This is a genomic window from Deinococcus metalli (assembly GCF_014201805.1).
Taxonomy (GTDB): Bacteria; Deinococcota; Deinococci; order Deinococcales; family Deinococcaceae; genus Deinococcus; species Deinococcus metalli.
Genome location: NZ_JACHFK010000005.1, coordinates 50,001 through 63,756 on the forward strand (window position 1 = coordinate 50,001; position 13,756 = coordinate 63,756).

Annotated in this window: 14 protein-coding genes (1 of these 14 running past the window's edge); 12 read left to right on the top strand and 2 right to left on the bottom strand. The window is 71.2% G+C overall.

The annotated features are described in order from the left end of the window. From HNQ07_RS10970 to HNQ07_RS11025, 12 genes are all read left to right on the top strand, one after another. A protein-coding gene (locus HNQ07_RS10970) for a phage tail sheath family protein (protein WP_184111699.1) crosses the window boundary here: on the top strand, window positions 1-1,149 show its 3' portion. Its footprint begins 54 nt before the window's first position; 1,149 of the gene's 1,203 nt are visible here — the last part of the coding sequence; the start codon falls outside the window, past its left edge; its stop codon occupies window positions 1,147-1,149. A 2-nt stretch (window positions 1,150-1,151) separates the two neighbouring features. After that, complete coding sequence (locus HNQ07_RS10975) at window positions 1,152-1,583, top strand: phage tail protein (RefSeq protein ID WP_184111701.1); 432 nt, start codon at window positions 1,152-1,154, stop codon at window positions 1,581-1,583. Window positions 1,584-2,212: 629 nt separating this feature from the next. After that, a complete protein-coding gene (locus HNQ07_RS10980; RefSeq protein ID WP_184111702.1) occupies window positions 2,213-2,440 on the top strand; it encodes a hypothetical protein in 228 nt (75 codons plus the stop codon). Next, complete coding sequence (locus HNQ07_RS10985) at window positions 2,419-3,207, top strand: CIS tube protein (protein WP_184111703.1); 789 nt, start codon at window positions 2,419-2,421, stop codon at window positions 3,205-3,207. Before HNQ07_RS10980 ends, HNQ07_RS10985 begins: the two co-directional genes overlap by 22 nt. Next, complete coding sequence (locus HNQ07_RS10990; protein ID WP_184111705.1) at window positions 3,204-4,667, top strand: phage baseplate assembly protein V; 1,464 nt, start codon at window positions 3,204-3,206, stop codon at window positions 4,665-4,667. Before HNQ07_RS10985 ends, HNQ07_RS10990 begins: the two co-directional genes overlap by 4 nt. Continuing rightward, the gene (locus HNQ07_RS10995) at window positions 4,664-5,008 is read left to right on the top strand and encodes a hypothetical protein (RefSeq protein ID WP_221274945.1); all 345 of its coding nucleotides are present in this window, start codon (window positions 4,664-4,666) and stop codon (window positions 5,006-5,008) included. Before HNQ07_RS10990 ends, HNQ07_RS10995 begins: the two co-directional genes overlap by 4 nt. Further along, window positions 5,005-5,448 (top strand): GPW/gp25 family protein, encoded by a 444-nt coding sequence (locus HNQ07_RS11000; protein ID WP_184111707.1) that lies wholly within the window; start codon window positions 5,005-5,007, stop codon window positions 5,446-5,448. The genes HNQ07_RS10995 and HNQ07_RS11000 overlap by 4 nt, the downstream gene beginning before the upstream one ends. Then, window positions 5,448-7,982, top strand: a complete 2,535-nt coding sequence (locus HNQ07_RS11005) for a baseplate J/gp47 family protein (RefSeq protein WP_184111709.1) — start codon at window positions 5,448-5,450, stop codon at window positions 7,980-7,982. Before HNQ07_RS11000 ends, HNQ07_RS11005 begins: the two co-directional genes overlap by 1 nt. Then, the gene (locus tag HNQ07_RS11010) at window positions 7,963-8,505 is read left to right on the top strand and encodes a phage tail protein (RefSeq protein WP_184111711.1); all 543 of its coding nucleotides are present in this window, start codon (window positions 7,963-7,965) and stop codon (window positions 8,503-8,505) included. The genes HNQ07_RS11005 and HNQ07_RS11010 overlap by 20 nt, the downstream gene beginning before the upstream one ends. Then, on the top strand, window positions 8,502-9,416 hold the full coding sequence (locus HNQ07_RS11015) for a hypothetical protein (RefSeq protein ID WP_184111713.1): 915 nt from the start codon (window positions 8,502-8,504) through the stop codon (window positions 9,414-9,416). The genes HNQ07_RS11010 and HNQ07_RS11015 overlap by 4 nt, the downstream gene beginning before the upstream one ends. 178 nt (window positions 9,417-9,594) lie before the next feature. Then, window positions 9,595-10,539 (top strand): PASTA domain-containing protein, encoded by a 945-nt coding sequence (locus tag HNQ07_RS11020; protein WP_184111715.1) that lies wholly within the window; start codon window positions 9,595-9,597, stop codon window positions 10,537-10,539. Window positions 10,540-10,547: 8 nt separating this feature from the next. After that, window positions 10,548-11,018 carry a hypothetical protein gene (locus tag HNQ07_RS11025; protein WP_184111717.1) on the top strand — a complete coding sequence of 157 codons (471 nt, stop codon included), beginning with the start codon at window positions 10,548-10,550 and terminating at the stop codon, window positions 11,016-11,018. 3 nt (window positions 11,019-11,021) lie between these two features. Here the strand turns inward: HNQ07_RS11025 and HNQ07_RS11030 are convergent, their stop codons facing one another. Then, entirely contained in the window at window positions 11,022-11,690 is a 669-nt protein-coding gene (locus HNQ07_RS11030) for a hypothetical protein (protein WP_184111719.1), read from the bottom strand. A gap of 21 nt (window positions 11,691-11,711) precedes the next feature. After that, on the bottom strand, window positions 11,712-13,667 hold the full coding sequence (locus tag HNQ07_RS11035) for a M23 family metallopeptidase (protein WP_184111721.1): 1,956 nt from the start codon (window positions 13,665-13,667) through the stop codon (window positions 11,712-11,714). Window positions 13,668-13,756 lie beyond the last annotated feature (89 nt).

The following is a 13,756-nucleotide window of genomic DNA, read 5'->3' on the forward strand; positions in this document are numbered from 1 at the left end:
CGACCCATCGAGGCGGTCGGAACCAGCACGGCCGCGTTCATCGGCGCCGCGCCAGACGGAAACGCGCTGGCGCAGAGCATCCGCGCGGTCACGAACTGGTCGGAGTTTCAGCGCATGTATGCCGCGCAGGGGCAGGCCGGTACCGACCTGTCGCAGGCGGTGTACGGCTTTTTCCAGAATGGCGGGCAACGCTGTTACGTGGTCAACACCGGCGCGGCGCGCGATCTGCCCGCTGCCCTGACCATGGTCGCACAGCGCGATGACGTGGCGATCGTGGCTGCGCCGGGCTTCACGGATGCGGCCGACTACGACGCCCTGCTGAGCCACTGCGAGGCTCTGGGCGATCGGGTGGCCATCCTGGACGCCGCGCACGACGTGCCGGACGTGATGGCGCTGACCCAGGTGGCCCGCCCAGCCCCGGCGGCCCGGGCGGGAGCGGACGCACCAGATCGGGCGTCCCCCGGCGACCTGCACGGGCTGAGACCCCGGCAGTCCGACGACGGCTACGGCGCGGTGTACTTTCCGTGGCTCAGGGTGCGTGATCCGGCGAATCCCTCGTCGCTGGTGGACGTGCCGCCCAGCGGCCACATGGCGGGCATCTGGGCGCGCACCGACGCCACCCGCGGCGTTCACAAGGCCCCGGCAAACGAGGCGGTGCGCGGCGCGCTGGACCTCACGTACCACCTCACGCGGGCCGAGCAGGAGCAGCTGAACAGCCACGGCGTGAACTGCGTGCGCTTCTTCTCCACCGAGGGCGTGCGCGTGTGGGGTGCGCGAACGGTCGCGGACAGCGCCAGCGAGTTCCGGTACCTGAACGTCCGGCGGCTCTTCAACATGATCAAGGAGTCGATCGCGCAGAGCACGCGCTGGATCGTGTTCGAACCGAACGACGAGACGCTCTGGAAATCCATCCGGCGGGACGTCAGCGCCTTCCTGCTGCGGCTGTGGCGGGACGGCGCGCTGATGGGCCGCACGCCGCAGGAGGCGTTCTTCGTGAAGTGCGACCGGGAAACCAACCCGCCCGAGGTGATCAACGCCGGACAGGTCGTGACCCTCATCGGGGTGGCGCCCGTGAAGCCGGCGGAATTCATCGTCTTCCGCCTCAGCCAGATGGAGCAGCGCAGCGACACCGACGGGCGGGGTGAGTGAGCGTGCCGGACATCCAGGATCCGTACCGCAGCTACAACTTCAAGATCGTCATCCAGGGCGTGGTGGAGGGGCACTTCACGCAGTGCAGCGGCCTGGGCGTGCGCGTGGGCGTCATCCGCTACCGCGAGGGCGGCAACGGCCAGGTCGCCCGCGCCCTGCCGGGACGGGTGGAGTACGCGGACGTGGAGCTGAAGTACGGCCTCACGCAGTCCCGCGAACTGTGGGACTGGCTGATGACCGTCGTGCAGGGCGAGGTGGTGCGCAGGAACGTCTCCATCCTGATGCTCGATCCGCAGGGCACGCAGGAAGTCATGCGCTGGAACCTCGTGAACGCGTGGCCGTCGCAGTGGCGCGGCGCGGTGCTGGACGCCATGAGCCAGGAAGCCGCGCTGGAGTACCTCACGCTGGTGTACGACACCCTCGAGCGCGCATGAGGTGGCCCCGCCCCCCACGGGTGCTGCGGCGGTGGCTGCGCCGCTGGGCGCTAGAGGCCGTGCGCGCCACGGACGCCTGGGAAGACGCCCCCGGTCAGCCGGGAGTGCCGGAGGCGTGGCTGGCCCGTGTGCGCGCGGCACCAGGGGCTCACTGGCTGCAGGCGGGTCAGGTGGGGCCGCGCATATCTGGCACGGGCGCAATTGGGACAGGCGAGTCCGTTACCTTCAGCGCTGCGCCCTTGTCCACGCCTGCGCTGGCCGGGAGGGCCGCGCGGCCCCGCCTGCCCGCCCCACCGCCTGCCCTGGCGTTTTCCTCCCAGCCTCCCGCCACGGACGCCCGTCCGGTCTTCCCGGAGCGTCCGGCCCCGCCGTCGGCCGTCCGGACCGAGGTGCGGGAGCTCACCGAGGCGCGGGCGTTCAGCCGCCCGGTGCCGGTTCCATTGACCTGGGGCCCGTCCGTACAGAGCGGCCCGCCCGCGCCGCCGCACTGGCCGGTCGCCGACCCCACTCCGATCCCTTCCCCGTGGCCGGAACCCGCGAAGGTGACGGACTCGTCCGTGCCCTCGGCGCCGACCACCTCCACGACCCTGCGGGCGGAGCCCGCCAGGGCCTGGCCGCAGGTGCCCTCCATGCCGGTGCAGGCCCATGCACCGACCTTGCCGCCGTTGGTGTCCGCCGGACGTGAGGTCGCCCAGAGCGCCGCAGCGCAGGAGCCACCGCTGGAGCGCTGGCCGGCCCTGCCCTCACGTCAGGCGAACCCGCTGGACGTCTGGCACGCCGCGCGGCGCGAACAGGAACGCTGGCGGGAACTGGAGCGCGAACAGGCGGGTGAACGGTGGAACGGGTGGGTTTCCTGATCGAGGCCACGAACGAGCGGATCAGCTGCCTGCTGAACCCCGAGCACTTCACGGTCACGCGGCACGCGGGCGTGGGGCCGGTCCGGTCCGTGGGGGGGCTGCTGGGGGCCCGCGCCCTGGGGGACGATCCGCTGCTCGCGCTGGGCGGCGGCGTGACCGAACTCGATCTGCGTCTGCTGTTCGACACGTCCGTGCAGGAACCGCCGCAGCGCGCGGCGGACGTGCGCGACCTGACCCGGCCGCTGTGGCAGCTGGCCGAGGGGCTGGGCGCTCCGGGTCGCGGGCCAGCCCTGGCGCGCGTGCGCTTCCTGTGGGGCAAATCGTGGAATGTGCTGGGCGTGGTTCTGGCGGTCAGCGAGCGCTTCGAGCAGTTCGCCGCGAGCGGAGCGCCGCAGCGGTCGTGGCTGCACCTGCGTCTGCGCCGCGTGCCGGAGCAGGTGGCGGATGACACGATGTCCGGCCCGGCGACCCCGCCCGACTGGGGAGACGGGCCGACCCTGCCCGCTGCGGGGGGCGCTCCCGCCGTTCCGGCCGACGTGTACGCCGTGCAGGGCGACGGATTGCAGTCGGGCAGCCGCCTGGACACGCTGGCCGCCCAGGTGTACGGCGATCCGGCGGCGTGGCGCGCCATTGCGGCCGTCAACGACCTCGCCAGTCCGTTCGAACTGGTGGCCGGGCAGCTCCTGCAACTGCCGGCCGCGCTGTCCGTGGCGGGTTCCGGCAGGCTGGACGGTACGGGCTTTGCGTCTGCGGGGGGAACACCATGACCATGCGCGTCCCTGCGTTCCGGCAGACGGCGGCTCTGCGCGTGCGTCTGGCCGGGCAATCCCTGGACGGCTGGGAGGGCGTGGTGCACGCGCTGCGGATCATGCAGCGGCTCTCGCTTCCCGCCGCCTGCGAACTGGTTCTGCGTGGCCCCGGCCCGCTCCCCGCGCAGCCCGGCGATCCACTCACCGTGGATGACGCGGACGGCCAGACCGTGTTCGGCGGCGAGGTCTCGGCTGTGGCGGTCGAGTTCCTGCCGGGCGGCACGCGGGAGGTGCGCGTGCGGGCCTATGACCCGCTGCAACGCCTGCGCCGCAGCCAGACCGCCCGGGTGCGCGCAGACGTGGACCTGCACGGCCTCGCTCAGGAGCTGGCGGCCGGGTTGGGCCTGGGCGTGCAGGTGGACGTGCCGATCCTGCGGCGGTCGTGGGGCGCGCAGGTGCGACAGTCGGACTTCGACGCACTCCGGCGCGTGAGCGAGCGCAGTGGGCGGGCCTTCCGAGTACAGGGCGGGCAGCTCGACTTCGTGGGGCCGGCCGGGGATGGGTCGGTGGTCACCCTGCGGCTCGGGCAGGCGCTGCTGGAAGCGCGCGTGGAACGGAGCGTCGATCCTGCCTGCGATGCAGTGGAGGTGCGCGGCTGGAATCCCCTGACCGTCCAGGCCGTGCAGGGCCGCGCCGTCGGCGCGGGCAGCGGTGTCGCCCGGCAGGTGGTGGGCGTGCAGGCCGAGAACGACGAGGAAGCCCGCTGGCTGGCGCAGGCCGAACTGGACTGGCGGGCCGCCGCCGCGCACACCTGCTGGGGCGTGAGCACAGGCGACTCGCGCCTCCGGCCGGGTGGCGGCGTCCGCCTGGAGGGCCTGGGTGACGGCCTGGAGGGCGACTTCGTCCTCACGGAGGTCACGCACCGCGTCGAGACCGAAACCGGCTTCGTGACCGAGTTCAGCAGCGCGCCCGTCGTGCCGCCCCCGTCCCCGGTGCCGGTGGCGACCTTCGGCACGGTCGCGCAGGTCGACGACCCGCAGGCGCTGGGGCGGGTGCGCGTGACCCTGCCCGCCCAGGGCGACCTAGAGAGTGGGTGGCTGCACGTGCTGAGCCTCGCCGCCGGGCCGGACCGGGGCCTGATGGCGCTGCCGGACGTGGGCGACACGGTGCTGGTTCTGCTGCCCGCCGGGGACGGCAGTTCCGGCGTGGTGCTGGGCGGCCTGTACGGCCCGTCCGGAATGCCCGACAGCGGCGTGGAAAGCGGCGCGACCCGGCGCTACACACTGCGTACCGCCGCCGGGCAGCAGGTCGTGCTGGACGCGGCGGCCGGACTGCTGCGCCTGGAGGACGGCCGGGGCAGCGTCGTGGAACTCACCCCGGACGGCCTGCGGGTGCACGCGGCAACACGGCTGGTGCTGGAAGCGCCGGGGCAGGAAGTCCTGATCCGCGGCCAGCGCATCAACTTCGAGAGGGCGTGATGAAACTGCTGACGGACAGGGCGCAGCTCGTCTGCGCGCATGAGATCGGCCGGGTGGGGTTGCAGCCCTCGCAGACCCTGGTCTTCGTGGAGGGGCAGCCGCTGCTGGTTGACGACGACCCCGAGGGGCGACCCATCCGCTTCTGCCCGAACTACGGCGTGGGCATCAAGCCGTGCCAGCACACGCTGAAGGTGACGCAGGGCTACTCCACGCTGCTACGCATCGGCGGCCAGCGAGTGGCGCTCGACAGCGTGCGCGGGCTGACCGATGGCACCCCGCCCGGCGTGGTCGAGTACATGGTGCGGCAGCCTGGCCAGGATCTGCTGGAGGAGCACCTGTGACCGCGCCGGATCAGGGCTGGCGCTTCGTGCACCCGGATCTGGACGCCACAGAGGCCGCTGCGGACGGCCCGGGCCTGCGCCTCACGCCGGGCGGCGGCGTGCAACTCGCGTCCGGCGCGGCGCTGGTGCGGCAGTCGCTGCTGCTGCTGATCTCCACCCGGCCGGGCGAGCGGGTTATGCGGCCCACGTACGGCTGCCACCTGTCAAGACTGATGTTCGCGCCGAACGACGACACGACCGCCGGGCTGGCCATCCACTACGTGCGTCAGGCCATCGAACGCTGGGAGCCGCGCGTGCAGATCCTGCACCTGGACGCCGGCCGCGACCCGGACGTACCGGAACTGCTGCGCCTGACGCTGCGCTACCGGGTGCGCGCCATCCTGCACGAGGATCACCTGCAGGTGAGGCTGAACCTGGCGGGTTCAGGGGGGGAAGACTGATGGCGCTGCCCCTGCCGAACCTCGACGACCGCACCTTCGAGCAGCTGCGCGAGGCCGCCATCGCCCGCGCGCGTCAGAGTGCCCCGGACTGGACGGACTTCTCGGCGGGCGAGCCGGGCACGGTGCTGCTGGAACTGTTCGCGTTCCTGACCGACACCATGATCTACCGCCTCAACCGCCTGCCGCACAAGGCGTACGTGGAGTTCCTGCGCCTGCTGGGCGTGGTGATGCTCCCGCCCTCGGCGGCGCGGGTCACGCTGCACTTCAACCGGGCGGGCGGGGCGGACGGCACGCTGCGACTGCCGGCGGGTACGCGCGTCACGGCCGGCGCGGGCGCGGCCGGAAGCGCGCTGGTGTTCTCTACCCTGCGCGACGCCGACTTGCCCGCCGGCAGCGCGGGCGTGGACGTGCCCGCCATCCAGGCCGAGTTCGTCAGCGGGGAGCTGCTGGGGCTCACGGGAGCGGCATCCGGCGGTACCTGGACGGTCGCCCGGCCTCCCATCGTCGCGCCCGTCACCGACGCGCAGGGCGCCGACCTGGTCGTGGCTATCGAGGCCCGGCCCACCGAGGTGCAGCCCAGCACGCCGATCATGACCTGGGGTGACAGGGTCTACCGCATTTACCGCGAGGTGCCGTTCTTCAGTGCTGGCGTGCCCGACCCGCAGACGTACCTCGCCGACCGGCTGGCCGGCACCGTGACCTTTCCGCCCGGCGCGGTGGGCACGGCGCCCCCGGTCGAGGCGGGCCGGGAAGTTCGGGCGTGGTACTGGCGCGGCGGCGGCGAGGACGGCAACGTGGCCCCCGGCACCCTGACGTCGCTGCAGGGCACGCTGCCGGGTGTGAGTGTGACCAACCCGGCCGCCGCGTCCGGCGGGCAGGCGGCCGAGACACTGGATCGCGCCCTGGTGCGCGGCCCCATGCATGTCCGGCACCAGCACCGCGCCGTGACCGCCTCGGACTACGAGTTCATCGCGCTGGCGCACGCCCGTTCGGTCGCGCGGGCGCGGGCCTTCACGCAGCGCGAGCTGTGGGCGCACGGCACGCCGGGCACGGTGGGGCTGGTGCTGGTGCCGGAGGTGCCGCCCGCCGAGCGCGCGCACCTCACGCCGGAGCGGCTGCTGGGCGCGCAGCAGCCCGAAGTGCTGGGGGCCATCGGGCGCGCCATCGAGGCGAGGCGCATCCTGGGCACCGCCTGCGACGTGCAGTGGGCGCGCTTCAAGACCGTGCGGGTCAGTGCGCGCGTCGTGGCGCGGCGCTATCAGAACCGCGACCAGATCCGAGCCAGCGTCACCGAACGTCTGCAGCTCACCATCAATGCGCTGCCCACCGCGCGCAGCGAGCACGGCTGGCGCTTCGGGCAGACGCTGCGCTCCTCCGACGTGTACGGCGTGGCGCTCGCCGAGCCGGGCGTGGCGTGGGTCGACCGGGTGGGCCTGTTCGTGGACGAGCAGCCGCAGGGCGAGGTGCGCTCGCTCGCCACCGACGCCTTCCAGCCGGGCACGTGGTATGCCGCGTGTGAGGGCCGGCTGTTCCGCTCCCTGAACGATGGCGAGGGCTGGGAGGCCGTCCTTACCGTGCCGGACGAGACGCTGCGGCTGGTGCGCGCCCACCCGGCGCAGCCCGGCTTCCTGGCCGTGATCGGCGAGACGGCCGCGCAGGGCGTGACGGTCCGGGTGTCCTTCGACTGCGGCGAGAGCTGGCAGCTGCCGCAGACGCTGGACGTGAAGGTGCAGGACGCCACGTGGGTCACGCGGGCCGGACAGGCGTCCCTGCTGCTCGCCACCGACACCGGCCTGCTGGACGTGCTTGCCATGCCCGGGCAGATGCGCGTGACGCCGCTGGCTGTCACGCCCGGTACCCCGAACCTGCCGCTGTACGCCGTGGCCGCGCACCACGACCCGCAGGGCACCGTGACGATCGCGGTCGCGGCGCAGTCGCTGGGCGGGGTGTATGTGTCCACCGGCGGGAGCAGCAAGTCCTTCCGGGCCATCGGGCTGCAGTCGCTGGACGTGCGCGTGCTGGCCGTGCAGCGGGATGGCGCCCGTGCCTTCCTGTGGGCGGGCCTGGCCGCCGTGGGCGATGAGGACGGCCCTGGCTGCCGCCGCTGGGAACTGCGCGGCCAGGAAGACCCGCCGGAAGGTTGGGTGACCCTGAACGCCGGGTGGCAGGGCGGCAGCTGCCTCGCGCTGGCCTTCACGCCGGACGCCGCGTACGCCGCGTCACATCACATGGGCGTGGCGAGCCTGCCTCTGGCCGCGGGCACGCCGTCTTGGGTGACGCCGGCGGTGGACAGCGGCCTGCCGCTGAACGACCAGAGGCGCTTCGACCGCGTCCGGGCGGTGGCCGCCGCGCCGCAGCTCGTCCTGGCAGGCGGGCCGTGGGGGCTGCGCCTGAGCCACGACGCCGGGCAGACCTACCACCCGGTGGTGCCGGAAAGCGGCGCGGACGCCGTGACGCTGCCGCCCACGTGGCTGTTCTGCTCGGGCGCGCACGACATCGAGGTGATCAGCGAGGATGAGGCGACCGGACCTTGACCGTCTGCTGCCCGAGGTGATGCAGCGCGCCGCCCAGCCGGGCCAGCCGCTTTCCGCCGCCCTGGACGTCATGGCGGAGCTGATCACGCCGGTCGAGGACGCACTGGCGGGCGTGGACGCCGCGCTGAGCCCGTACCGTGCGCCTGACGCCTTCCTGCCCTTCCTGGCGGGCTGGCTGGATCTTGACCGTCTGCTGCGGCCCGGTCCGCTGGACACGCAGTACGCGCCGGGCCTGCCGCAGCTCCGCCTGCTGATCGCGCGGACCATGCCGCTGAACTTCATGCGCGGCACCGCGCGCGGCCTGATCGGCGTGCTGGAGGCTGCGACTGGCGTGGGCGGCTTCCGCGTGCAGGAGAACGTCACGGCCGCCGGCGAGCCCCGAGCGTTCCACCTGCTGGTGCAGGCCCCGGCGGACTCGGCGCGGTACGCCGATCTGGTGCAGCAGCTCGTCGAGCTGGAAAAACCCGTGGCCCTCACGCACGAGGTCGTGTGGCCTGCGCCCACGCCCGGAGGAGCGACATGACGCTGACCAGCACCCTGCTGTGGCAGCCGCTGACGGCGGCGCTGCTCGCGGCGGCCGTGGCGTTCGTGGTGGGCGTGGCCGTCGGGCTGTTCAAGGGACAGTCCGGCTGGGCGCTGCTGCGCGGCCTGGAGGCGGGCGCGCTGCTGCTCGTCGGAACCTTCCTGACGCGGCTGGTCATCGCCTTTCTGCTGAGCCGCGCGCCGCACCCGGAGCGGGCGGCTTTCGTGCTCGGCTGGGCGTTCCTGCTGTGGCCCGGCATCATCGACACCATTCCCGCGCTGCTGGGCCACCGCTGGCTGACCACGCCGGAGCACCTCCTGACTCTGGCCACGCTGGTGGGCGGCGGCGTGGGCTTCATGAACGGCCTGTGGGGCATCCACGGCTGGGCGGGCATCCTTACCTTCCCGCTGAACGTCACGTGGGGCCTGGCCGGCAACACGACCGGCCTGCTGCTGCACCTCGTCAATGTCGCGTGGGGGCAGCACAGCGGCGAGACCCGCACGGAAGCGCACCGCTACGCCTCGGGCTTCCGCCTGAAGGGCACCTACGGCTTCACGCAGGGCTGCGTCATGAGCAACACCTCGAAGAGCCTGTCCGGCCACGAATTCGTGCACGTCGTCCAGAACCTGGTGGCCGGGCCGTACTACGTGCTGTCATACGTGGCGTGGATGGTGCTGCTGTTCGTGCCGGGGATGATCGCCGGGCTGCTCAGCAAGAGGGGCGGTCTGGCCGACGGCATCGAGGGTTACACCTACGACAGCAACCCCTGGGAGGCCGTGGCCTACGCCAGCGGCGGCAGCCACTCCCCGAAGATCTCGCTGGGGCCGGTGTGGACAGTCGTGCTGGGCGTGGCGCTCGTCGGCGTGTTCGTGTGGCTGAGCTGGAAGGTCATTCCCTGGGGCTGGCAGTGAAGGTCCGGTGGGAAGACTGCCCGTCATGCGCCCACCTCCAGCCCCTGCCCGGGGAGAACACGATGTCCGGTGACGATCCGTTCATGAGCCTGCCCGGCCGCCAGAGGTGTGGTGTGCGGCCACGCCTGCCCGTATCGTGAAGCTCACGCTGTCCTGACGCCCTTCCCCTGGAGGACCCATGCCCGGAGCGTTCACCATCACCACCGCGACCAACACCGTGACCCTCGGCCCGGATCGGCAGGGCGAGGCGACCTTCGTGGTCACCAACGTCAGTGGCCGTCCCATGCAGGGCCGCGCCCTGCTGGAATGGCAGCCCAGGGCCACGGATCGGGCCGCCTGGGCGGCCGTGCAGGGTGACGGCGAGCGGGTCTTCCCGATCGCGGGCACCCAGCAGTACACGGTGAAGTTCACCCTGCCGCCCAGCGCGCCGGTCGGGCAGCACATCCTGCGGCTGGACATGCAGGACGTGGCCTCCCCGGACGACGTGGTGCAGGGCCAGAGCGTGACCCTTCAGGTGGCGCCGCCGCCCCCCCCCAAGCCATTTCCGTGGTGGGTGGTGATCGTGGCCGCCGTGATCCTTCTGGGCGGCCTGGGTGCGTACCTGCTGCTCGGCAACCGGCAGGTGGCGGTGCCGGCCGTGGCCGGCCAGAGCCTCGTGAAGGCGCAGGAGCTGATTGCGGCGGCCGGGCTGAAGGTCGCGGATACGCCCAAGCAGGAAAGCAGCGACACCGTCGCGCAGGGACTGGTGATCCGCACCGAGCCGGAGCAGGGGACGAAGCAGGCGAAGGGCACGGCCGTTACCCTGGTCGCGTCGAACGGCCCGGCCAGTTTCCCCATGCCGAATGTCGTGGGCAGCGCGGCGTCAGCAGCCGTGATCGCGCTGCAACAGGCCGGGATCGTGAAGTTCAGCCTCAACCGCCTCTACTCGAACACGGTGCCCGCAGAGCAGGTCATCAGCACGAACCCGGATGCCGGTCAACCGGTCACGAAGGCGAGCGAGGTCAGCGTGGCCGTGTCCGTCGGCCCCTGCCCGCCCTTGCAGTGCCACATCAAGTTCCCCCCGGTGCTCATCGATCCGAACATCAGGGTGACGCCTGAAATGCTCCGACCGCCCTCACCGTGAATCCGCGTGTGTTCTTCGTGCTGCTGGCCGTGCTGGTCATGGCCGCCTACGTGGCCGCCGGTCTGGGCCTGACCCGGCACGATCCGGCCACGGACGCGGATACCCGGCCAGAGATGCCCGCGTGGACACAGGGCCTGGGTGGGCGGCTGGTGCGCCACAGACCCGTGCAGGACGCCGACATCCAGGCGGTGCTGGGCTCCTGCCCCGATCCGAAAGTGCTGTCGCTGGGAGCTGGGCAGAGCTGCTCGTACCTGCTACGCGTCCTGCCACGAACCAGCGCTGTGACCCGTGACCTCCACCTGCAAAGCCCGCAGCCCTTCCAGGTGCAGCTGGTCTACGGCGACCTGCACGGCAAGCCGGACGCGGCCAAGGTCAAGGACGGGCGCTACGACGTGATCGTGGACGTCTCCCGCGACGGCGCGCAGGTGATCGTGACCTGTCTGCAGACGGCGTGCAGCGTCCAGCAGGGCGGGCCGTAGGGGCTACACCCGCAGGCGGATGCTCTTCACGGTGGCCACCGCCCCGCCGATCAGCAGCAGCACCCCCCAGACGAACGCGAGGATGGCGACCACGATCGCGCCGATGGCGTCGGTCACGCTGACCAGCAGGCCCGGCACCAAGGCGTGCAGCCACCCCAGCAGCAGGCCGCTGACGACCGATGTCAGAATCAGCAGGATCAGGCTGCGGTTTTGCAGGAAGCGCTGCTGGGCCAGCACCAGCAGGATCACGAAGGCCAGTTTCAGGGTCATCAGCAGGGCCAGGGTGGTGGCGGCCCCGGAACGGTCGAAGTGCCCGAACAGTCCCAGGTACACGGGAAAGCCGAAGAAGGACAGCAGCAGGCCCAGCATGACGGTCAGCGTCACGAAGGCCGTGAGGCCCAGCACGATCACGCCGAGCAGCAAGAGCAGCGACAGCAGCAGCGTCACGAGGCCCTGCACCCGGCCCTGCACCCGCTCCGGGAGCACCAGTGCCAGACCCATCAGCACGACGTTGTACAGCAGCACGCCGTCGATCAGCGCCAGCGAGCGCACGCCGAAGCCCGGTCGCGCCTGACCGCCCGCGAGCAGGAACGACTGCCCCAGTTCGATCAGCACGACCAGCAGCGAGCACAGCGCCGCGCCGAGAAAGAAGGGTCTGCGCAGGGTGTCCATGCGTCATCGTACGCGGCGCGGCTACTTGACCTGAATGGCCTGCACGATGGATTTGCTGGACCTGTTGTCGAAGTACACCCGACCGATCACGCGCAGTTCGGTGTACACCCGGTCCGGCCGTCTGCGGACCGAGAGCGGCAACTGAATGTGCAGGTGTGGCCCCTGAGTCGTGAAGGTGATGGGGGAGCTGGCGATCCGGGCATCCCAGACGTCCATGTCGGGCACCGCCACGCGGACCGGGTGCCCGTCTGGGCCGGTGTAGTACAGCTCATACGAGAACTCGGCCCGGACCGCCCGCGCGCCGTTGGGCACCGTGTCGATGGTGAGGTCGCAGCGGTGCGGGCCCGCGCCGGCCAGCAGCACGTCGCCCGGTTGACCGGCGTGTACGCAGCGATCCAGCGTCCAGCCAGTGAAGGTCGGGGCCTGATTCGTGGGGGGCGTGGAACCGCCCGTCGAAGCGTTCTTCAGGTAGTGGTACACCTGATTCACGAACAGCATGGAATCCACGAAGTAATAGTCGGCCACGTTGGTGTTCGTGGCGGGCCGCGAGCGGATCACCTTGACGTCCAGGTGGAAGTGCGGCCCGAAGGAGATGTTGCACGCGCCGCCACCCTGACTGGACACGTAGCCCAGCAGTTGCCCCGCCTTCACGGTGTCGCCCGCCCTGACCTGCAGGCGGCAGGAATTCAGGTGCAGGTAGCGCATGACCACATCGTTGGCATAGCCGCTGGCATCCGTGAAGCGGCCCAGGGTGATTTCCACCGCTCCGCCTGGCCGGACGCTGCTGCCCGGCAGGCGGTGCGCCGAATTCACGACGCCGGGCAGCATGGCATAGATGGGCTGGCCCGGCAGGGCGTGAAAATCCGTGCCCTCGTGCTGCCAGCCGGGAATGTTGTAACACGGGGCGCGGGCACCGAATACCCAGCCGTGGGCACCGTGCGAGGCGTCGGTTCCGTCGACGCTCACGATGTTCGCCTGGCACGACCCGGTGGTCTGGATCGCCCGGAACAGCGGCGTGTCGTTCGACGGGGTGTAGCCGTTCTTGCGGCCCAGGTTGCCGTCGCTGATGGCCTGCGCCGGATCCTTGAACACGTCCTGCGCGAGCCTGAACCCGGCCAGGATGTCCTTCAGGGGGGGGCGGTTCAGCACGATCCGCGCGGGGCGGTCGGGATAGAACGGCGAGTCGATCTGCGTCCAGCGCAGGCTGGAGTTCTGCACCGTGACCTGCTTCGCCAGAGGACCGCCGGGCGGCACCGCCGCGCCATACGACTGCTCGAGGTACTCGTCGCCGTACACGGTGGGATTCAGGGCAGGAAACGTACGGTACAGCTCGAAGGACAGTGCCTCGTCCTTGATGGCCGCGTTTCCGGTCGAAAAGTTCAGCAGGATTTTGCCGCCCTCGGTCACGGTCTTGCTGACCTGCAAGTCAGCCGGAATCTGGTCGAACACCACGCGGTAATCGTCCTCGGCGGGCGCTCCAGTGTCTGGGGTCAGCAGGTCGCTGTTCACCTCGATGGTGAAGTGGCTCTGCCGCTCAAGCAGCGGCATCACGACCGTCAGCTTGGGCGAGCTGTCAAAGCCGTTTTGCGTCACCGCTTGGTTCGTCAGCGCGATCGAGCCCTTCCCACTCAACAGCGAGACCTTGTTCCCCAGGTAGGACACGGTACCCGCCGCCAGTACCTCCTTTACGTCGATGGGAGCGGCAGCGACAGTCATAGCCGTGGCTGCGGTGAAGACCCCGCTGCGGGCCAGATAGGTGGCCACGTTGGCTGTCTGGAGGCTCGTGGCTGGCTGGGTGCCCAGGCCCTGCCAGCGCGCCACGGACGCCGCGACGCGGCTGCGGGCGACGGCCCCGCCGGGCACGGACACCGGAACACTGAAGTTCACCAGCATCATCCCTGGATCCTGGGCGGCTCCCGTGCCGTGCAGCGCTGCGAGAGCGAGGGGCAGGCAGAGCCGGAAGGCCGCAAGCTTCATGTGAACCTCCGATCTGTGGGCGCGCGTCCGCCCAGGTGACGCTTTTGATCCTCTTCGCAGGCATTCCACATTTCCGTCCACACACCGCC

Coding starts and splice junctions, on each gene's coding strand:
- HNQ07_RS11010 (WP_184111711.1), top strand. CDS start 7,963: ATGAGGCGACCGGACCTTGACCGTCTGCTGCCCGAGGTGATGCAGCGC.
- HNQ07_RS11015 (WP_184111713.1), top strand. CDS start 8,502: ATGACGCTGACCAGCACCCTGCTGTGGCAGCCGCTGACGGCGGCGCTG.
- HNQ07_RS10990 (WP_184111705.1), top strand. CDS start 3,204: ATGACCATGCGCGTCCCTGCGTTCCGGCAGACGGCGGCTCTGCGCGTG.
- HNQ07_RS11035 (WP_184111721.1), bottom strand. CDS start 13,667: ATGAAGCTTGCGGCCTTCCGGCTCTGCCTGCCCCTCGCTCTCGCAGCG.
- HNQ07_RS11005 (WP_184111709.1), top strand. CDS start 5,448: ATGGCGCTGCCCCTGCCGAACCTCGACGACCGCACCTTCGAGCAGCTG.
- HNQ07_RS11030 (WP_184111719.1), bottom strand. CDS start 11,690: ATGGACACCCTGCGCAGACCCTTCTTTCTCGGCGCGGCGCTGTGCTCG.
- HNQ07_RS11020 (WP_184111715.1), top strand. CDS start 9,595: ATGCCCGGAGCGTTCACCATCACCACCGCGACCAACACCGTGACCCTC.
- HNQ07_RS10980 (WP_184111702.1), top strand. CDS start 2,213: ATGCCGGTGCAGGCCCATGCACCGACCTTGCCGCCGTTGGTGTCCGCC.